Here is a 19,280-nt window from a genome sequence, read left to right as displayed (position 1 = left end):
CGCTCGAAAAGGTCGTCTGAAACCATGATTCAAATCCAATCCCTCTCCCACCGTTATCCCAAAACCGAAACCGCCGCGCTGGACAATGTGTCGTTCGATATTGCCGACGGCGAATGTTTGGGGCTGCTCGGCCACAACGGTGCGGGGAAAACGACGCTGATGTCGCTTTTGGCAGGCTTGCAGGAAGTGCGGCAGGGCGAAATTTTGTTTGACGGCAAGCCGTTGCGCCTGTTGGGCCGCAGCGAGCGGCAGAAAATCGGTTTGGTGCCGCAGGATTTCGCGTTTTATCCGCAGCTTTCTGTGTGGGACAACCTGCTGTTTTTCGCCTCGCTTTACAAAGTGCGCGACAAAGGCCGTCTGAACGCGCTTCTAGAACAGACCAATCTGACCGCCCATAAAAATAAGGCGGCAAAGCATCTTTCGGGCGGGCTTAAACGCCGTCTGAATTTTGCCATCGGCCTGATTAACACGCCGCAACTGGTGTTCCTCGACGAAATCACAGTCGGCATCGATCCGCAGTCGCGCCGCTTTATCCTCGACAGCGTGGCGGATTTGACGCGACAGGGGGTGACGGTGGTGTACACCTCGCACTATCTGTCGGAAATCGAGCAGCTTTGCGACAAAATCGCGCTGCTGCAACACGGTAAGCTGGTGTACCACGGCGGTTTGGACGAGCTTTTAAGCACGCAAACCGGTGTCGTGCGCTTTACCGTCGAACCGCCGCTGCCGCCTCAAACGCTGACCGCCTTGGGTGCCAAGCAAGTGGACAGCCGCGGTATGATGGAAACGGCGCACGATGCCGCCGCCGTTTACGCCGCCCTGCAACAAAGCGGCGCGCAAATCCGCTACTTCCAGCAGGGACACGGTTCTCTGGAAACGTTTTACCTTGATTTCCTGCGCAAAGACGAACCGGCAACAGATAAGCAAAATCCACAATGACAACCTCCTCCCTCCTCAAAGAACTCAAACTGCTCTGCCGCGACCTGCACGGTTTAGCCGTGTTGTTTGTGATGCCCATCGCCTTCATGCTGATTATGTCGTTGGCACTGAGCCGCGACCAAGACCCGCACACCGACAGCCGCATCGCGCTGGTCGGTTCGACAGACGACAGTATCAATACCACGCTGGCCGCTGCGTTGGAAAAAGAGCAGATTCATGTCACGCTGATGCCGTCTGAAAAACTGACCGACGCGCAAAATGGATTGCACGACAAGCGTTTCCAACTGGTGCTGCACAACCCGAACGCCGCTTCCGGCAAAATCGCCGACAACAAAGCCCTGCAAATCTATGTACCGCCGGATACCGAGCCTTCGTGGCTGGCGGCGGTCAAAGGCGTTTTGCAGCAGCACTACACTGAAACGCGGCTGGACGCTTATTTCGACAACAACGACGGCATCAAAATCGACAATAAAAAACTGCCCCGCGCCATCCGCAAAGACATCCAGAAAAAAGTGGATGAAAAAAACGACGAACAATTTGCCGCCGTGCGCAGCTTTTTAGATAAGAAAATGCTGGAAGAGCATTACCTGAGCGCAGGCAGCGGCACAGTGGAAAAACCCAACGCCGTACAGCACAGCGTCCCCGCATGGCTGATTTTCGGTATGTTTTTCATTATGATACCGCTGTCGAACGTCATGGCGCTGGAACGCCAGACCAACACCATTACCCGCTTACGTCTCGCCCGCGCCTCCGCATCCGGCCTGATTGCTGCGAAACTTATCCCCTATTTCCTGATTAACCAGCTTCAGTTTGTCGGAATGCTGTTGCTCGGCCGCTACCTGCTGCCCGAAATCGGCGTGCCCGCCCTCATACTCAACGGCAGCCTTGCTCCCTACGCTCTGCTGTCCGCCGCCGTCAGCGCCGCCGCACTTGGCTACGCGCTGTTAATCAGCGTCTGCGCCAAATCTACTGAACACGCCGTCGTACTCGGCGGCGGCGGCATTATCCTGATGGCGGCAATCGGCGGCATTATGGTCCCCGCCCACGTCATGCCCGAAACCATGCAGCAACTCACTTGGATTTCCCCGATGGCTTGGGGCTTGAAGGCTTTTCAGGAATTGCTGCTCAACCGCAGCGGACTGGACGGAATCGGCCGTTATCTGCTTTTATTGTCTGCATTCTCTTTTGCCACGCTGACTGCTGCCGTATTGGTTTATCGTAGGCAGTTGCAGACGCAGGTAAGGTTTTAAACCGTTTGTCTGCACTAAGTAGAAAACTTATTTCTCAAAACCATTCCTATAAAACTTCAGGCCGTCTGAAAATATCTTTCAGACGGCCTGATGCTTGATGTGCTATGGATTGTTTCAATAACAAAATATGCTCAACAAAATCCTAAACTCCAAACGTAAAAAAACCTGCTTTTTTCAAAGCAGGTTTTCATATTTGGTGGGTCGTGAGCGATTCGAACGCTCGACCAACGGATTAAAAGTCCGCTGCTCTACCGACTGAGCTAACGACCCGATGAGCTGTGCATTATAGAGACGGGTCTCACAGCTGTCAACACTTTTTTAAACTTTTTTATTCGACGACGATTTTCGGGAAGCGGCTGCTGAAGTCTTTGCCTTTATCTGCAATGGCCAGCGCGATTTGGAATGCGGCTTCGGTGTAGATGTCGGCGATGGTTTGGTTGTTTTCAAACAAGGCCGAAGATGTGCCGCTGTCCATGGCTTCGCGTACAGGCAGGCTCAACGGAAGCTGGCCGAGCAACGGTACGTTCAAACGCTCTGCCAGGTTTTTACCGCCTTCTGCGCCAAAGATTGCTTCGGTATGGCCGCAGTTGGAGCAGATATGGACAGACATGTTTTCCAAAACGCCCAAAATCGGGATATTGACTTTGTTGAACATATCCACGGCTTTGCGTGCATCAATCAGGGCGATGTCTTGCGGCGTAGTGACGACAACGGAGCCAGTCACGGGGATTTTTTGTGACAGGGTCAATTGGATATCGCCGGTACCGGGCGGCAGGTCGATGAAGAGATAGTCAACATTGTCCCATTCGCTTTGGAACATCAGCTGTTGCAAGGCTTGGCTGACCATCGGGCCGCGCCAAACGACGGCTTGGTCGGTATCGACCAGAAAACCGATGGACATCACTTGAATGCCGCTTTCGGCTTCAACGGGAATCAGTTTTTTGTTTTGTTGGTCGGGTTTGCGGTCTTGTACGCCGAGCATGGTGGGCTGGCTTGGGCCGTACAGGTCGGCATCGAGTACGCCGACGCGCGCGCCCATTCTGGCCATTGCGGTGGCAAGGTTGGCAGTGGTCGTTGATTTGCCGACACCGCCTTTGCCTGATGCAACAGCAATGATGTTTTTCACGCCTTTGATGGTTGCCACGCCGGGTTGGACTTTGTGCGTACCGATTTCGGTATCGATACTTAAGTGGATATGAGTGTCGCCGGTATGTGCCATGACGGCTTCTTGGAGGGCGTTGGCAATGTCTACGGCAATATGGGCAACTGGGAACGCGAATTTCAGGCCGATATGCAGGCCGTCTGAACGCTCTTCAAGGAGTGTAACGGCTTTTTCGCTGCCTAAGGTGCGCATTGTATGGGGAATCAATACGGCATCGAGTGCGGTTCGGATGGCTGGGATATTCATAATCTGCCTCTTGAATGTGGGAAATTGTTTATGTGCGCGATTTGTCGTGCGACAAATCTGCCGAATTATACCCTTGAACGCCATGCAAGGGATACGCCCGAAAAACTTCAGGCTGCCTGAAACATCGGGCAGCCTGAAAAGAGGGTCAACTGAAACAAGGCCTTATTCGCTCAAGAGCGCAATGTCGGCAACTGCGTTCATTTGTTCTGCCAAGCGGTTCAGCAGGTTCAAACGGTTTTGTTTCACGGCGGCATCTTCGGCCATCACCATCACGCCGTCGAAGAATGCGTCGACTTGCGGCTTGACGGAAGCCAACTCGGACAAAGCAGTTTGGAAATTACCTTCGGCAACGGCGGCGGAGATTTTCGGCTGCAAACCTTGCGCGGCGGCGTACAGGGCTTTTTCTTCGTCCTGTTGCAGCAGACTTTCGTTAACTGCGCCCAACTCGGCATCAGCTTTTTTCAGCAGGTTTTGTACGCGTTTGTTGGCTGCGGCCAATGCGGCGGCTTCAGGCAGCTGTTTGAACGCGGCAACGGCTTGCAGTTTGGCCACTACGTCATCCAAACGGCGCGGCTGTTTCGCCAATACGGCGGCAACGATGTCTTGCGGATAATCGTTTTGCAGCAACACGGCCAAACGCGCCTGCATGAAGTCGACGGTTTCAGACGGCGTTTTTTCGTTGAGCAAACCTTTCGGGAAGCTGTTGAAGGCCGTCTGAATCAGTTCGTTTACGTCCAAACCGTACTGCATCAGCATACGCAAAATACCCAATGCGGCGCGGCGCAGGGCGTATGGGTCTTTATCGCCGGTCGGAATCAGGCCGATGCCCCAAATGCCGACCAAGGTTTCCAGTTTGTCGGCCAAAGCAACGGCGGTTGCCACTTTGCCGTTCGGCAGGTTGTCGCCGGCAAAACGCGGTTGGTAGTGTTGCTCGATGGCTTCGGCGATTTCTTCGGTTTCGCCGTTCAAGCGGGCATAGTATTTGCCCATGGTGCCTTGCAATTCGGGGAACTCGCCGACCATTTCGGTTACCAAGTCGGCTTTGGCCAAACGCGCGGCGCGCTCGGCTGCGGCGGCATCCGCGCCCAATGCTTTGGCGATATGGGCGGCAATGCTTTGCAGACGCTCGATGCGCTCGGCTTGCGAACCGATTTTGTTGTGGTAAACCACGCTGGACAATTTCGGCAGGCGGCTTTCCAAAGTCGCTTTTTGGTCTTGTTTGTAGAAGAACTCGGCATCAGACAAACGCGCGCGCAAAACACGTTCGTTGCCTTGGATGATGTGTGACGGGTCTTCAGTTTGCAGGTTGGACACCAGCAGGAAGCGGTTCATCAGTTTGCCGTTTTGGTCGAGCAGCGGGAAGTATTTTTGGTTTTGCTGCATGGTCAGAATCAAGCATTCTTGAGGCACGGCGAGGAAGTGTTCTTCAAAACCGGCTTCCAATACCACAGGCCATTCGACTAATGCAGTCACTTCGTCCAACAATGCTTCGTCAGCGGCAACGGTCGCGTTCAGACGGCCCGCCTGCTCATTCAAGGCCGTCTGAATGGCGGCTTTGCGTTCGGCAAACGATGCTTCCACTTTACCTTGCTCGCGCATTTGTGCGGCGTAGCTGTCAGCATTTTCGATGGCAATTTCGCCGCTGGAAAGGAAGCGGTGACCCAATGTTTTATTGCCGCTTTGCAGACCCAAAACGCTGACGTTTACGATGTCGCCGCCGTGCAGCACGATCAGGCTGTGTACAGGGCGCACGAAGGTAAATGTGCTGCTGCCCCAACGCATGACTTTAGGAATCGGCAGTTTTTTCACTGCTGCATTGATGATGTCTTCCAAAAGCTCGCCCAGCGGTTTGCCGGTTTGGACGTATTCGTAGGCGTACACGTCTTGCTTGCCATCGTTAATGATGGTCAAGTCTTCGATTTTCGCACCTGCACCGCGCGCGAAACCCTCCAAAGCCTTGGTCGGCGCACAGTCTTTCATGGCATTCGCTACGGCAGGGCCTTTTTTCACGATTTTCTGATCGGCTTGAACGGATTTGACGTTTTTGACTTGAACGGCCAAACGGCGCGGCGAGGCGTAGGCGGTAAATTCGGCTGCGCCGTCAATCAGTTGCGCTTTTTCCAAGCCTTCGGCAACGGAAGCGGCAAAATGGTTGCCCAAATTATTGAGGGCTTTTGGTGGGAGTTCTTCAGTGAGAAGTTCGATTAAAAGGGTTTGGGTTGTCATGTGCTTATCGTTAAATAGGAAATTGGTTGGCGTCTGAAAACGGCATCATGCGGTTTTCAGACGCAAGGTTAATTGAATTGACGGCGATTTTATCATTTTCAGACGGCCTGTGGCTGTCTTTCACAAACAATTTGCCCGATTTTCAAGCCACTTCGTCCGCAACGTCTTCAATTTGCGGCGCGGATATACGGCAAACCGCTGGTTTCGTCGTATTCGGGAATGTCGCTTCCGGCAAACAGCGCGCCGGCCAAACGCACGGCCGCGCCGGTCACGGCCGGGGAAATCATAAAGCCGTGGCGGAACAGGCCGTTGACTTCAATCAGGCGGCGTTCGCGGTTGAAGCGGATTTCGGGATTGTGGTGGTTTAAAGTCGGGCGCAGGCCGGTGGCCAGTTCTAAAAGATTCGCCTCGCCAAATGCCGGATGCACGGCATACAGCGCAGACAAAAGTTCCAAACCGGAACGCACGCTTGCCGGCGCTTGGCTTTCGCTTTCGATTTGGGTCGCACCAATCACAAAAATATGGTTTTCCTTCGGCGCGATATACAAAGGATAGCGCGGATGCAGCAGACGTACGGGGCGGGACAGCTCGATTTCAGGGGCGTAAACGCGTGCTACTTCGCCGCGAACGCCGCGCAAAACGCTTTCAGACGGCCTGTTCCACGCGCTCTTTGCACCATAACCGCGGCAATCGATGACCCAATCGTATTGCACCGCCAAATCTTCGGCTTCGCGTTCGCATGACCAATGACACGCCACATTCATCGACTCCAAAGCATCAGCCAGCGCATTCAATACCTGCCGTCCGTCCAACTGCCCTTCCGTCGGCAGATACAGGCCGTCTGAAAACCGCCCTGCCAGTTGCGGTTCGTTTGCTGCAATTTCATCCGCATTCCAACGTATGGTTTCATGTTCTGCCACGCCGCCGCGCTTCAAATGACGGGCAAACTCGGCAGAAAGCGGCTTGTCCTGCGTGTGCCAAACAATCAGGCTGCCGTTTTCCTGCATCATCACCGGCGTATTCAGACGGCCGACAATCGCGCGCCAAAGCGCAATGCTTTGTTTGCCCAAACGAATGACTTCGGGCGTTGCCTCCACCGCTTCAGCAGAAGGTGCCAGCATGGCCGCGGCAACATAAGCGGCGGCTTGCGCGCCATCGCGTTCGCCTTTCTCAAACAACTCGACCGAAATGCCCTGCTCTGCCAGTTGGAACGCCATCAGACGGCCAGAAAGACCGCCACCGAGTACCGCAACCTTAGACATCAGTTTCTCCTTGTTTTTAATACATAAATGAACTGCATATTTTAGAACTTGTTTTGCTGTATCACAATATCGACAGAAAATGAGAACAGTTTTTGCAGATCATGCTTAAGCTAAATCAGTACTACGTAAACAAAAAATCTTCCTTACATAAAACCTACTATAATGTCATCTTTTGACATATTCACATTCACTCAGCTTCATTGCACCTGTTGATTGGTTTTGATGCACCCATTTGATTTTATAAGGAATAATGATGAAAAGCTTGGGCAGTACTTTATTTATCCTCGGCATAAAGGTAAGAACATGCAAGAACTAGAACAAGAAAATAGTAAAAAACAGGAAGTAGCAGACAACGTTGCCATGACCAAGTTGCAAGATGTGTTCAATCTTGCACATGACCAAGCTCATCCTGACAAAATCGATTCCGTCATTCGTGCCAATACTCGGGTGTCCGGAACCAATATGTGGGTATTGATATTTGCCATTGCTGTGGCGAGTATCGGTCTGAATGTCAACAGCACGGCGGTAGTGATCGGCGCAATGTTGATTTCGCCGTTGATGGGGCCGATAGTCGGTATGGGTTATGGTTTGGCGGTCGGCGATACTACGCTGATCCGCCAAGCGGCACGCAATATTATTATATTTGTCGTCATCAGCTTGATTACCGCTACGTTGTATTTCCTGTTAACCCCGCTTAAAGAGGCGCAAAGTGAGCTTTTGGCGCGTACTCAGCCGACTCTTTGGGATGTGTTGATTGCCTTCTTCGGCGGTAGTGCGGGCATTGTGGCGCAGACCCGAAAAGAAGGAGGCAATGCCATACCGGGTGTGGCGATTGCGACCGCATTGATGCCGCCACTGTGTACCGCGGGCTACGGACTGGCTCATGGCAACTGGCAATATTTTTTTGGCGCTTTTTATCTGTTTGCCATCAACTGCGTGTTCATCGCTTTTTCGACCTTGTTGTTTTCCAAGCTGCTCAAGCTGCCGCGCAGGGGGTTGGTAACGGAATCCAAACGCCGGTTGCAAAGTATCATTATTACCGCCGTCGTACTGGCTGTGATGATTCCGAGCGGCTATATGGCATCAGGACTGGTGCGTCAGGAGATCTTCAACACCAAAGCCAATTCCGCCATTGCCACCGCACAGCAACAGGAAGGTTTTTTCGTGCTGCGTAAGATTTTGAACCACAGAGAAAATATGGTCGGTCTGATTGTCAACGGAACGGGCAATGCTGAGAAAATTTCTGCCTTATTGGTGAAGAGCCTTGAAGTGTCAGGTGTGAAAGCGCCGAAGGTCAACGTGGTCTATGCGGGAGGGGACGATGCTAAAATCGAAGAATTGCTGGCAAGCCGAAACAACTCGGCGCAGCAGCAAAATGAGTTGAAAGAGCAACAAGCCTACATAGATACCGTGCTTGCAGGTAAAACTGCCGGTGCTGACGATGCTGCGGTACTCAAAGAATTAAAAGCCCAATATCCGGAAGCGGAAAAAATCGTTGTCGGACGCGGCTTGGTTTGGGAGAAAGCGCAAACGGCACCCACTACACAGGAGCAGCCTGAAAGCAGTCAAAACAAACAGGCAGACATAAGTAACGATATTGTCGTGGTCTCGCTCGAATTTAAGGAGCCTCTGCCTGCCAAAGATCACGAACGCTTACAGGCGTGGTTGAACCAGCGTTATGAAGGTACAGCGGTGCGCTTGTTAGTCAATGCTAAAGTTTTGGACAAATAGCCATTCTCCAAAATATTTGGGGCTAACGTAGATTAGCTCTAAATTCGACACCAATCCCGCAGGATTTTAAACCGTTGAGACGGTATGCCGAAGTTAAACCGAAATTCGCATTCTTTCAAGAACAGCGGAAAAGATTTGCGATCGATTTGGCATTCGGTTTGAATTATATGAACGCGGTACCAAAAGTTTTGGTCTGGATTTACGAATGGGTCGAAGATACCGCCCTATGGATTAAAGCAGGCATTACGGGTAGTGGCGCTTTACTGTGGTTGGCAGGCAACTTCCTTGAAAAACCTGCAGAGGCAGAACAGGAAGAGGAAGAAGAATAAATACCATAAAAGGCCGTCTGAAAGGTTTCAGACGGCCTTTTTATTAGGTTCACCAAACAACGTTTTTTTATGCCCGAAAGTATGCCTTAATCGGATAAATGGCTACTTATCCGAACTTTACTTCTGCCCCGAATACTTCCTGCCATAGTTTTCGCACATTGCCGTAATGGGTCAGCAATTCGTCCGTCACTTCGGTTTTTTTGGCATCGCGCAGTTTGGTGTTGTGTTGCTGCTGGCGGTAGAAGCGGTAGGCGGTGCGGCTTTGTTCGGCAAGGGTTTTGTCGATGAGGCCGCAGTCGGCGGCAATGTTCAACAGAGCGATGTTGCCGTAGTTGTCCAAGAGTTGTGGATACTGGCGGGCATGGGCAAGGATGAGGTATTGGACGATAAATTCGACGTCGACCACGCCGCCGCGCGCGTATTTGACGTTGCTGTCGGCAGGCGGATGGGTGGGGAACATTTTTTCGCGCATTTCGATGATTTCGCCTGCCAAGGCGGTTTGGTCGCGTTCGGCGGTGAGGATTTCGGTGCGGATACGGTCGAAGGCCGTCTGAATTTCGGGTGTGCCGCAGATGAAGCGGGCGCGGGTGAGGGACTGGTGTTCCCATGTCCAGGCGTTTTCGCGCTGATATTTTTCGAAGGCAGCGATGCTGTGGGCGAGGAAGCCGGCGTCGCCGTTGGGGCGCAAGCGCAGGTCGGTTTCGTAGAGGCTGCCTGCGCCGGTGGCGGCGGAAAGCCAGTTGGTCAGGCGGCGGGCGAGGCGGCTGTACACGTCGCCTGCGTCGGGATGGGGATCGTCGTAGAGATAGACGAGGTCGAGGTCGGAGGCGTAGCCGAGTTCTTTGCCGCCGAGTTTGCCGTAGCCGACGATGGCGAATTGCGGGGTGTCGCGGTGTTTTTTGGGCATGTCCGCCCATGCGCACGGCAGGGCGGCGGCGAGTATGGTGTCGGCGAGGGCGGAGAGTTGGTCGGAGAGGGATTCTACCGTCCACAGTCCGGCGAGGTCTTGGACGGCAAGGCGGAAGACTTGGGCGTGCTGGAAGCGGCGCAGGGTGTCCATTTGCGCTTCGGTGTCGCCGCCGCAGGCTTTGAGGTCGTCTGAAAGGGCGGCGGCGAGGGTTTGCCAGTCGAACGCGGTATCCAAAAGCTGCGCGCTGATGAGTTCGTCCAGCAGAATCGGATATTTGCTCAGATACGCCGCCACCCATGAGCTTTGGCTCATAATCTGCGCCAGCTGCGCCAAGGTTTGCGGATGTTCGTTAAGGAAGGCGAGATAGGCGGAGCGGCGGCTGATGTTTTCGAGGAAGTCAAACAGCCGCATCAGCGTATCGGTCGGATTGGGTTGCTCTGCCGCCGCCTGTACGAACAGCGGCACAATGGCGTCGAAACGTGGCTGGGCATGTGCGGAGAGATGGCGGTATTTATGGCCGTGCCGGATTTGGTCGAGCCTTGTGGCGATGGTTTTGGCATCGAACCCGTGTTCTTTCAGACGACCTTGCCGCTCTTCTTCGTCGGGTTTTTCCTGCCACGCCCATTGCCATTCGCTGTTGTCTTGCGTTTGCTCTTCGGGTTCGCTCAAAATTTCGTTGAACAACTGATTGACCTTGGCGCGGTGGGCGTTGAGGTCGTCTGAAAAGGCGGTGTAGCTGTCGAAACCCATGCTTTCGGCGAGCAGTTGCTGCTGTTCGGGCGAGGAGGGCAGGGTTTGGGTTTGTTGGTCGTCCCAGTATTGCAGGCGGTGTTCGACGTCGCGCAGGAAGCGGTAGGCGGCAAGCAGGGTTTCGACGTTTTCAGACGGCATGATGCCCAGCTCGGCAAGCTTCTTCAGCGTTTCCTGCGTGCCTTTCAGTTGCAGCGCGCGCATTTGCCCGCCGCGTATCATTTGAAAAATCTGGGCGATAAATTCGACTTCGCGGATGCCGCCTGCGCCGAGTTTGATGTTGTCCGCCATGCCTTTTTTGCTGACTTCGCTGCGGATTTGGCGGTGCAGGTTACGCATCGCCTCATACGCGCTGTAATCCAGATATTTGCGGAACACGAAGGGGCGCACCAGCGATTTGATGTCGTTCGGATACGGCGTAACCACGCGGCCTTTGCACCACGCATAGCGTTCCCATTCGCGCCCCTGCGTAATCAGGTATTGCTCCAGCGCGGTTTCGCTCAATACCAGCGCGCCCGAATCGCCGTCCGGCCGCAGCCGCATATCGACGCGGAACACCTGCCCGTCGGCGGTAATGTCGTTCAGCAGCGCAATCAGTTTCTGCCCGACTTTGGTGAAAAATTCCTGATTGCCCCGTTCACGCCTGCCGTCGGTGTCGCCCGATTCGGGATAGACAAAAATCAAATCGATGTCGGAAGACACGTTCAGCTCATAGCCGCCCGCCTTGCCCATCGCCACCACGCTCAAATGCTGCGGCGATTTGGTATAACGCCCGATCGGCGTGCCGTACATGTCCTGATAATAGGCGTAGGCAAAGTCCAACGCGGTATTGACGGCAAAATCGGCAAACAGCGTAATTGTGCGGGTAACTTCGTTCAAATCGCTGATACGGTTTATATCGCGCACGATAATCTGCGACACCACATAACGGCGCAACTCGCGCAACTGCCGCGCCAATTCTTCCTCGTTTTCTTCCGCGCGGATTTTGTCCCAATCGGCAAAGGCTTGAAAATCAGCTTCGGTCAAAACCTTATCCAGCATGGGCAGGAAGATTTCAGGCTTGAGTTTGCCGGAATCAAGGTTGCGGGCGAGAAAAAGGGAATAACGGCGGGCAGTATCGAGGCGGTTCATAATCTTTGTCTGAATAAACAGAAAAGACCATCATAGCAAGGTTTCAGGCCGTCTGAAACCCACGCTTTCCCCTATCCGTGCAATCGGCTAAAATACCAACCTTTACAACCCCCACATAAGGAAACCGCCATGACCCGTATGGTTCACTGCGTCAAACTCGGCAAAGAAGCCGAAGGCATGAAATTTCCGCCGCTGCCCAACGAATTGGGCAAACGCATTTTTGAAAACGTTTCCCAAGAAGCATGGATGGCTTGGACCCGTCACCAAACCATGCTCATCAACGAAAACCGCTTAAGCCTTGCCGATCCGCGCGCACGCGAATACCTCGCTCAGCAGATGGAACAATACTTCTTCGGCGACGGCGCAGATGCCGTACAAGGCTATGTTCCGCAAGAGCCTAAATAAGCATTAAAAAGCCAAGGCCGTCTGAAACCCGATTTTCAGACGGCCTTTAAAATTCCCGATTTCCCCGCATATTAGGCAAATAGAACAGATAAATCATACAAACCCATGATTCTCTGTTAAAATCCAAATTTCATTCATTTCCAATCCACACTGGAGCAAACGCCATGCAAAACGACGTTTACGACTATACCTCGCAAGGCTCGGTTGCCAAAAATACCGTCCTGCAAAAAACCTACCGCCTGCTCGGCCTGTCTTTCATTCCTGCCGTTGCCGGCGCATTCTTTTCCGCCAAAACAGGCTTTAACATTTTCGCCATGTTCGGTTCATACTATGTTGCCCTGGCCGCCTTCTTCGGCTTCTTCTACGGCATGACCTTCCTGATCGAGAAAAACCGTTACAGCAACGTCGGCGTAGCCCTGTTGATGATCTTCACTTTCGGCATGGGCCTTGCCATCAGCCCTATGCTGCAATACGCCCTGGCAATTAACAACGGCGCACAAATCGTCGGTACGGCCGCCGCCATGACCGCCGGTGTATTCTTCACCATGTCCGCCATGGCACGCCGTACCACAATGAACATGAACAAACTCGGCAGCTTCCTCGGTGCCGGTGCGATCGTACTTATGATTGCCGTTGTGGCCAACATCTTCCTCAACATCCCTGCCCTGAGCCTGACTATCGCGGCCGGCTTCGTTGTCTTCAGTTCCCTGATGATTATGTGGCAGGTGCGTACCGTTATCGACGGCGGTGAAGACAGCCACATCAGCGCGGCGCTGACCATCTTCATCTCCATCTACAACATTTTCAGCAGCCTCTTGAGAATCCTCATCTCTATTAGCGGTGACGACTGATAAAGCCGCAAAGGCCGTCTGAAATTTCAGACGGCCTTTTTGATTTTTGACATCACCGGCAAACTCCCCTATCCTGAACGCCACACAAACCCCATTCCCAACCCCAAATGACCACGACCACTCCGCGCCGTGCCGTGTACGCAGGCAGCTTCGACCCTCCCACCCTCGGCCACCTGTGGATGATACAGGAAGCCCAATCCCTCTTTGACGAACTCATCGTCGCCATCGGCACCAATCCCGAAAAGCGCAACACCTACACCATAGAAGAACGCCGCGCCATGCTCGATGCCATTACCCACCCCTTCCCCAACGTCCGCATCAGCGTGTTTGAAAACCGCTTTTTGGTCGATTACGCCCGCGAAGCCAACGCCAATTTCATCGTCCGCGGCATCCGTTCCGCCGCCGACTACGAATACGAACGCTCGATGCGCTACATCAACAGCGACATCGCCCCCGAAATCTCCACCGTCTTCCTGATGCCGCCGCGCGAAATAGCCGAAGTGTCCTCCACCATGGTCAAAGGCTTGGTCGGCCCACAAGGCTGGCGCGACATGATAGGCCGCTACCTCCCCGACCCCGTCTATCAAAAAATCCTGCAAGACCACGAAACAAACACATAAAACAAAGGCCGTCTGAACATTTCAGACGGCCTTCCAATTTCCATTGATTATTTACGAGCAGACATCAACGCCTGCAGGTTTTGATTCAACATTTCCATGTCCAACCAACCGGCGGCAATAAACAGCATCAAAATTACCGTACCCACACACAGCACGCCGATACCATACAACAGATAGCCCACCAAAACACGGCCTACCGTCGCATTTCCCATCCACATCAAACCGCGCACCTGCACCACAAAAACCCAAGCTTGCCACAACAGCGCAAACGCAGCCAACGCCGGCACATACAACACCAGCAACAGCGGCAGCAGCAAAGCCTCAGACACCAAAATAAAGCCCCACAAAGGCAGCTGGGGCGCGCCGTAATAATGCAGCACCTTGCGCATCGAGCGGCTCAACACCAACCATTTCACAATTACCAAAATTACCGACAGGCACACCGCCGCCGCGCCACTGCCAAACAAAGGCGACATGCTGGCCGCGTTTACCACGCCCAACAGCAGCAACACCGCCGCCATCACCAAAGGCGAATACAAATACGTCTCCGGCGAACGATAGCGCAAACGCAGAACATCCCACATATCACGAACAAACACATACAGCATGGCATAAATCCAAAGCAAAAAAGCCGATTGTATCTTAGGCCGTCTGAAAATCAAACCGGCAAACCTAAAAACCGCCAATTAAAACGAAAAATAATTCAATACAAAACAAAATCTTAATTTACCGCCTCAAAAATAAAGCCTACAAACGCTTGCACGAGGCAACGAAATTTGGTTTAATTCACATCTCGCAACGAAACACGCGAAGGCCAGATAGCTCAGTTGGTAGAGCAACGGATTGAAAATCCGTGTGTCGGCGGTTCGATTCCGCCTCTGGCCACCACCAACCGCCTTGAAGCGGTTATTTTTTTATCTATACGATTTGCACGCCATACCTAGCGCAAATCCCGTTCCGGACCATGCGTCCCGATTTCCACACAAGGCCGTCTGAAAATTTTCAGACGGCCTTTGTTCATGTTGGCATGGCATAAAAATCCGCTTTACCGCCCCATTCCGACAGAATACGGCGCTTCCATCCGAATCGGCTGAAACCTACGCGAACATACTGAATATGAATAAAGTTCAAGGCCGGTCGGTTTACTATATAATACCGTCCAAACCAACCATAACTTACTCATTGCAGGGAAGATAATGAAAAAAGTGCTGATTGTGCATTACTCGCAAACGGGGCAGCTCTCCAGCCTGGCGCGAAATTTTGCCGCGCCGTTGCAAACAGCTGGCGTACAGGTCGATTGCGTCAATATCGTACCGGAGCAGGCATTTCCGTTTCCGTGGCCGTTTTGGCGTTTTTTCGATACCTTTCCTGAAACCGTCCATTTAAAACCCGCCCCGATTCTGCCGCCGCAAATTCCATCCGAAGATTACGATGTGGTGGTCATTGCCTACACCGTTTGGTTCCTCTCTCCTTCGCAACCGATGACCGCCTTTTTGCAACGTGAAGAAACGCGCCGGCTGCTGGACGGCAAACCGGTCATCACGCTTATCGGCTGCCGCAATATGTGGCTGGGCGCGCAGGAAAAAATGAAATCTTTGCTGAAACAAAACGGCGCCAAACTCATCGGCAACATCGTAAAAATCGATGCCTGCAACAGCGCGGCTAGTTTCATTACCACGCCCGCATGGATGCTGACCGGCGACAAGCGCTATTTCCGCTCTCTGCCCTCCGCCGGCATTGCTGAAGAAGAATTGGCGGATGCGGCGCGGTTTGGTACGAAATTGCGCGATACACTATTGAACCAACAACCTTTGGACGAAACCCTGTTTCAAAACATGGGCGCAGTGGCAGTCAATGAAAAACTGATTTTCAGTGAACGCGCTGCCGGTCGCAGCTTCTTCGTCTGGGGCAAGCTTTTGATGGCGGCAGGCCATATTTCCCCGCTTTTGCGCCGTGCGCTGCTGTGCTTCTACATCGTATTTTTATTGGCGATGATTTTGGTGGTTTTACCTGTCAGCGTGATTTTGAAAAAACTGCTGCATCCGCTGCTCAAAGGCCGTCTGAAAAAACTGGCGGATTATTACGGCCAACCTTCCGGCGGATGAATCGGATTGCGGGCGGCAACCTGTAAGGAGACTGTATATGGACGATTTTGAACGCATTTACCGCGACTGGCACGAATATGCCAAAAACCGCGACACCGACGCGCTGATTGCGCTGTATGCCGACGACGCCGTATTTGAAAGCCCGCTGGTGCCCGCAATTATAAATACCGACAGCGGCATCCTGTGCGGCAAGGCCGAAATCCTGCGTTTTTTACAGGAAGGTACGCGCCGCCGTCCCAACGATTTGGTGCGCTGGTATCGGGACGGCCGCTATTTCGTTGCGGGCGATACGCTGGTGTGGGAATACCCGCGCCAGACGCCCGACGGCGATCAGGTGGATATTTTGGAAGTGATGCGACTGGAAGGCGGCAAAATCAAGCACCACCGCATTTATTGGGGCTGGTTCGGCACGCAGATGCTGACAGCTTCGGCACTCGCCAAAGCGGTTAAGGCTTGACGCCGGAAGCCGCACCGACGTTGGCAGAGGCCGTCTGAAAACGACCAAAATGTTTTGCAGCAACGGCCGACGACAGTCTTGCTTTTCAGACGGCCTCAAATACAGAAAGCACTCCATGCCCGAAGTTATCCACTACCCCGAACGCCGTCGCTTTCAAATCGATATTGACGGTTTGGAAGCAGGCTACATCAGCTATACCGAACACAACGGCGGCTGGGACATAAACCATACCGTGGTCTCGCCCAACTTCCGTCATCGCGGCATTGCCAAACTGCTGGTGAGCGCGCTGATGGAATACGCCGAAACACACCACATCCCGTTGACTGCAAGCTGCGACTACGCGGCGCGGTTTATCGGTTGATTATTTTGACAAACACATCATGACATCGAATAACACACTCAAAGACGTTTATCTCAACCGCGTTTCTGCCTTCTTGCCCAATGCCCCCGTCGGTAATGACGAAATGGAAGCCGTCCTCGGCATGGCAGGCGATGTGCCTTCACGCGTGCGCCGTATGATTTTGCGTTCCAACGGCATTTTGTCGCGCCATTACGCCATCGACCCCGAAAGCCGACGCACGACGCATACCAATGCCGAGTTGGCTGCCGAAGCGGTCAATGGCTTATTTGCCCAAGGCGTTCCTGCCGAAGCCATCGGCAGCCTAGCGTGCGCCACTTCCTATCCCGACCAAACCATGCCCGGACACGGCGTGATGGTGCATGGTTTGCTGGATATGCCGCCTTGCGAAGTGTTCAGCATGGCAGGCGTATGCGCGGCAGGTATGGCGGCGATGAAACACGCCTACAACGCTGTGCGCACCGGCGAACACGCACATGCAGTTTCCGTTGCTTCCGAAAACGCCTCGGCGGTCATGCGCGGCGAAGTGTTCCAAAGCGAAACCGACCATAAAAAACTGGAAAACGCGTCCCCCGAAATCGGGTTTGAAAAAGACTTTTTGCGCTGGATGCTGTCTGACGGCGCAGGCGCGGTGTATCTGTCCGACCGCCCCAATTCAGACGGCCTCAGCCTGAAAATCCATTGGATAGACCTGCTTTCCTACGCCAACGAAATGCCGCCCTGCATGTATGCCGGCGCAGAATTCCGCGACGGCGTATTTGAAGGCTGGAAACACGCCGATGCCGATTACGGCCGCCGCCACAGCCTGATGGCGGTCAAACAAGACGTCAAACTGCTGAACGAAAATATCGTCCGCTATACAGTGGAAAAACCCCTCTCCCAAATCGCCGCCAAACACGGCATCCGCGCCGAAGAAATCGATTGGTTCCTGCCACACTACTCTTCCGGCTTTTTCCGCGACCGCCTTTCAGACGGCCTGAAAAATATCGGCTTCGACATTCCGCAGGAAAAATGGTTTACCAATCTGCACAGCAAGGGCAACACGGGTTCGGCCTCGATTTACATCATCCTTGAAGAATTTTTGCGCACTTTCCCCATCGAACACGGCCAAAAAATCCTGTGTTACGTTCCGGAAAGCGGCCGTTTTTCAACATGTTTCATGCTTTTGGAAGCAGTAAAGGCCGTCTGAATGAAGATTGACGACATCCCTCAAGACAACAGCACCAGCTACCACGGCCACCGCAAAGTCATCTACGGCACCCGCGACGGCCACTACGAAGCGGCCACCAGCAACGGTTGGCAGGACGAAGCCTACGCCACCGAAATGGCAGTGTGCGAACTCGATGCCCAAACGCAGGCCGCGCGCGAAGCCGTCGAAAAAGGCGAATATTCGCCGCTGTACTACCATATGTTCCGCTGCCGTTATGATGAAACCGGCTTGGCCATGGCGGCAGGCGTATGGAAATGGCAGCTGCGTCGGCATTTCCGCCCCGAAGTGTTCGCCAAATTACCGGCCAAAACCCTGCAAAAATACGCCGATGCCTGCCAAATCAGCATAGACGGCCTCAAACAAACCGATATTTAAAGCCCCTCATGATTACCCTGCATTCGCTAGACCAATCCCGCGCCCTGCGCATTGTTTGGCTGCTTGAAATCCTCGGTACGCCCTACCACCTGCAAACCTACCGCCGTCATCCCGACACTTTGCTCGCCCCTGACGAACTCAAAGCCATCCATCCCTTGGGCAAATCGCCTTTATTGGACGATGACGGCTTTATCTTGGCGGAAAGCGGCGCGATTACCGACTATCTGATTCAAACCTACGGCAACGGCCGTCTGATGCCCGAACGCGGCAGCCGCGAATACTGGCAATATCAACGCTGGCTGCATTATGCAGAAGGTTCGCTGATGCCGTTATTACTGCTCGGACTGGTGTTCCGCCGGATTGAAAGCGCGCCCATGCCGTTTTTCGTCAAACCGATTGCCCGCAAAATCAGCGGCAGCATCAAAAGCAGCTTTATCCATCCGCAAGCCGCGCTGCATCTTGCCCACATCAACAGCGAATTGGAAAACCGCAAATGGTTGGTCGGCAACAGCCTCAGTGGTGCCGACATCATGATGAGCTATCCGCTGCAAGCCGCAGCCGACCGCTTCGATTTTGCCGACTACCCCAATATCCGCACTTATTTACAACGCATCGAAGCGCATGAAGCCTACCGCCGCGCCGTTGAAAAAGCAGGTTCGCCTTTATTGAAACTCGACAAATAAAACAAGGCCGTCTGAAACGTTTTCAGACGGCCTGAAACCTTGGTTCACTTATCGAATAGCTTTGCAGCAAACGGCATTTTTACCCAAGCGCCGCCCGAGTGCTTTGTTCCTCTTTGCTACTTACACAGCTTATTAAACTTTCTCACTCAAACTTAAAAACCATTTGTATTATGGTGCAATTTCTGCTATAATACCAAGAATTTTTAAGGGTTTTTTGATCAATAGGCAACATTGAGGTTAGTAAAATAAATCTGATTTATACAGAAGAAGGATTAAGCTT

At 53.2% G+C, this 19,280-nt stretch carries 18 protein-coding genes, 2 tRNA genes and 1 pseudogene; 14 read left to right on the top strand and 7 right to left on the bottom strand.

All coding sequences use genetic code 11. The annotated features are described in order from the left end of the window. Positions 1–24 precede the first annotated feature (24 nt). Both ACTHSQ_RS03120 and ACTHSQ_RS03115 read left to right on the top strand, forming a co-directional pair. Positions 25–939 (top strand): ABC transporter ATP-binding protein, encoded by a 915-nt coding sequence (locus ACTHSQ_RS03120; protein ID WP_440371744.1) that lies wholly within the window; start codon positions 25–27, stop codon positions 937–939. After that, positions 936–2,189: an ABC transporter permease gene (locus ACTHSQ_RS03115; RefSeq protein WP_440371745.1), complete on the top strand. Its 1,254-nt coding sequence runs from the start codon at positions 936–938 to the stop codon at positions 2,187–2,189. The genes ACTHSQ_RS03120 and ACTHSQ_RS03115 overlap by 4 nt, the downstream gene beginning before the upstream one ends. A 194-nt stretch (positions 2,190–2,383) precedes the next feature. On the opposite strand, the gene ACTHSQ_RS03110 is transcribed toward ACTHSQ_RS03115, so the two are convergent. From ACTHSQ_RS03110 to ACTHSQ_RS03095, 4 genes are all read right to left on the bottom strand, one after another. Continuing rightward, positions 2,384–2,459: transfer RNA gene (locus tag ACTHSQ_RS03110), tRNA-Lys, on the bottom strand. 58 nt (positions 2,460–2,517) lie between these two features. Continuing rightward, complete coding sequence (gene apbC, locus ACTHSQ_RS03105; RefSeq protein WP_250591673.1) at positions 2,518–3,597, bottom strand: iron-sulfur cluster carrier protein ApbC; 1,080 nt, start codon at positions 3,595–3,597, stop codon at positions 2,518–2,520. Between the two features lie 162 nt (positions 3,598–3,759). Next, positions 3,760–5,823 (bottom strand): glycine--tRNA ligase subunit beta, encoded by a 2,064-nt coding sequence (gene glyS, locus ACTHSQ_RS03100; protein WP_440371746.1) that lies wholly within the window; start codon positions 5,821–5,823, stop codon positions 3,760–3,762. A 167-nt stretch (positions 5,824–5,990) separates the two neighbouring features. Continuing rightward, the gene (locus ACTHSQ_RS03095; protein WP_049351621.1) at positions 5,991–7,085 is read right to left on the bottom strand and encodes an FAD-dependent oxidoreductase; all 1,095 of its coding nucleotides are present in this window, start codon (positions 7,083–7,085) and stop codon (positions 5,991–5,993) included. A gap of 303 nt (positions 7,086–7,388) precedes the next feature. Here ACTHSQ_RS03095 and ACTHSQ_RS03090 point away from each other — a divergent pair, with 303 nt between their 5' ends. After that, the gene (locus tag ACTHSQ_RS03090; protein WP_049351622.1) at positions 7,389–8,816 is read left to right on the top strand and encodes a TIGR00341 family protein; all 1,428 of its coding nucleotides are present in this window, start codon (positions 7,389–7,391) and stop codon (positions 8,814–8,816) included. Between the two features lie 38 nt (positions 8,817–8,854). Here the strand turns inward: ACTHSQ_RS03090 and ACTHSQ_RS03085 are convergent. Continuing rightward, positions 8,855–9,019 (bottom strand): annotated as a pseudogene (locus ACTHSQ_RS03085) (IS1595 family transposase); the annotation flags it as partial. Between ACTHSQ_RS03085 and ACTHSQ_RS03080 the strand changes: the two are divergent. Next, entirely contained in the window at positions 8,984–9,145 is a 162-nt protein-coding gene (locus tag ACTHSQ_RS03080; RefSeq protein WP_049351628.1) for a hypothetical protein, read from the top strand. The pseudogene ACTHSQ_RS03085 and the gene ACTHSQ_RS03080 overlap by 36 nt on opposite strands. A gap of 106 nt (positions 9,146–9,251) precedes the next feature. On the opposite strand, the gene glnE is transcribed toward ACTHSQ_RS03080, so the two are convergent. Further along, positions 9,252–11,936 carry a bifunctional [glutamate--ammonia ligase]-adenylyl-L-tyrosine phosphorylase/[glutamate--ammonia-ligase] adenylyltransferase gene (gene glnE, locus ACTHSQ_RS03075; protein ID WP_440371747.1) on the bottom strand — a complete coding sequence of 895 codons (2,685 nt, stop codon included), beginning with the start codon at positions 11,934–11,936 and terminating at the stop codon, positions 9,252–9,254. Positions 11,937–12,065: 129 nt separating this feature from the next. On the opposite strand from glnE, the gene ACTHSQ_RS03070 reads away from it, so the two are divergent. The 3 genes from ACTHSQ_RS03070 to coaD all read left to right on the top strand — a co-directional run bounded on the left by ACTHSQ_RS03070 (position 12,066) and on the right by coaD (position 13,812). Then, entirely contained in the window at positions 12,066–12,341 is a 276-nt protein-coding gene (locus ACTHSQ_RS03070) for an oxidative damage protection protein (protein ID WP_003682648.1), read from the top strand. Positions 12,342–12,505: 164 nt separating this feature from the next. After that, on the top strand, positions 12,506–13,192 hold the full coding sequence (locus ACTHSQ_RS03065) for a Bax inhibitor-1 family protein (RefSeq protein ID WP_003684643.1): 687 nt from the start codon (positions 12,506–12,508) through the stop codon (positions 13,190–13,192). 107 nt (positions 13,193–13,299) lie between these two features. After that, positions 13,300–13,812, top strand: coding sequence for a pantetheine-phosphate adenylyltransferase (gene coaD / locus ACTHSQ_RS03060; RefSeq protein ID WP_250578985.1), 513 nt, complete (start codon positions 13,300–13,302; stop codon positions 13,810–13,812). A gap of 47 nt (positions 13,813–13,859) precedes the next feature. Here coaD and ACTHSQ_RS03055 read toward each other — a convergent pair whose 3' ends face one another. Beyond that, positions 13,860–14,420: a hypothetical protein gene (locus ACTHSQ_RS03055; RefSeq protein ID WP_440371748.1), complete on the bottom strand. Its 561-nt coding sequence runs from the start codon at positions 14,418–14,420 to the stop codon at positions 13,860–13,862. 204 nt (positions 14,421–14,624) lie between these two features. On the opposite strand from ACTHSQ_RS03055, the gene ACTHSQ_RS03050 reads away from it, so the two are divergent. From ACTHSQ_RS03050 to ACTHSQ_RS03020, 7 genes are all read left to right on the top strand, one after another. After that, a tRNA-Phe gene (locus ACTHSQ_RS03050) sits at positions 14,625–14,700 on the top strand. 308 nt (positions 14,701–15,008) lie between these two features. Then, positions 15,009–15,917: a dialkylrecorsinol condensing enzyme gene (locus ACTHSQ_RS03045; RefSeq protein WP_137041220.1), complete on the top strand. Its 909-nt coding sequence runs from the start codon at positions 15,009–15,011 to the stop codon at positions 15,915–15,917. A 37-nt stretch (positions 15,918–15,954) separates the two neighbouring features. After that, positions 15,955–16,374, top strand: a complete 420-nt coding sequence (locus ACTHSQ_RS03040) for a nuclear transport factor 2 family protein (RefSeq protein WP_440371749.1) — start codon at positions 15,955–15,957, stop codon at positions 16,372–16,374. 115 nt (positions 16,375–16,489) lie between these two features. Then, positions 16,490–16,735 carry a GNAT family N-acetyltransferase gene (locus ACTHSQ_RS03035; RefSeq protein WP_137041221.1) on the top strand — a complete coding sequence of 82 codons (246 nt, stop codon included), beginning with the start codon at positions 16,490–16,492 and terminating at the stop codon, positions 16,733–16,735. Between the two features lie 19 nt (positions 16,736–16,754). Further along, on the top strand, positions 16,755–17,921 hold the full coding sequence (locus ACTHSQ_RS03030; RefSeq protein WP_070749770.1) for a beta-ketoacyl-ACP synthase III: 1,167 nt from the start codon (positions 16,755–16,757) through the stop codon (positions 17,919–17,921). Beyond that, positions 17,922–18,317 (top strand): hypothetical protein, encoded by a 396-nt coding sequence (locus tag ACTHSQ_RS03025; RefSeq protein ID WP_137041222.1) that lies wholly within the window; start codon positions 17,922–17,924, stop codon positions 18,315–18,317. A gap of 8 nt (positions 18,318–18,325) precedes the next feature. Then, a complete protein-coding gene (locus tag ACTHSQ_RS03020; protein WP_137041223.1) occupies positions 18,326–19,000 on the top strand; it encodes a glutathione S-transferase family protein in 675 nt (224 codons plus the stop codon). Positions 19,001–19,280: the final 280 nt, after the last annotated feature.

Origin of the sequence: Neisseria sp. P0009.S008, from assembly GCF_051958615.1 — a bacterium.
Taxonomy (GTDB): Bacteria; Pseudomonadota; Gammaproteobacteria; order Burkholderiales; family Neisseriaceae; genus Neisseria; species Neisseria subflava.
The sequence above is the reverse complement of the archived record's forward strand: the minus strand, read 5'-3'. Positions and strand labels throughout refer to the sequence as shown.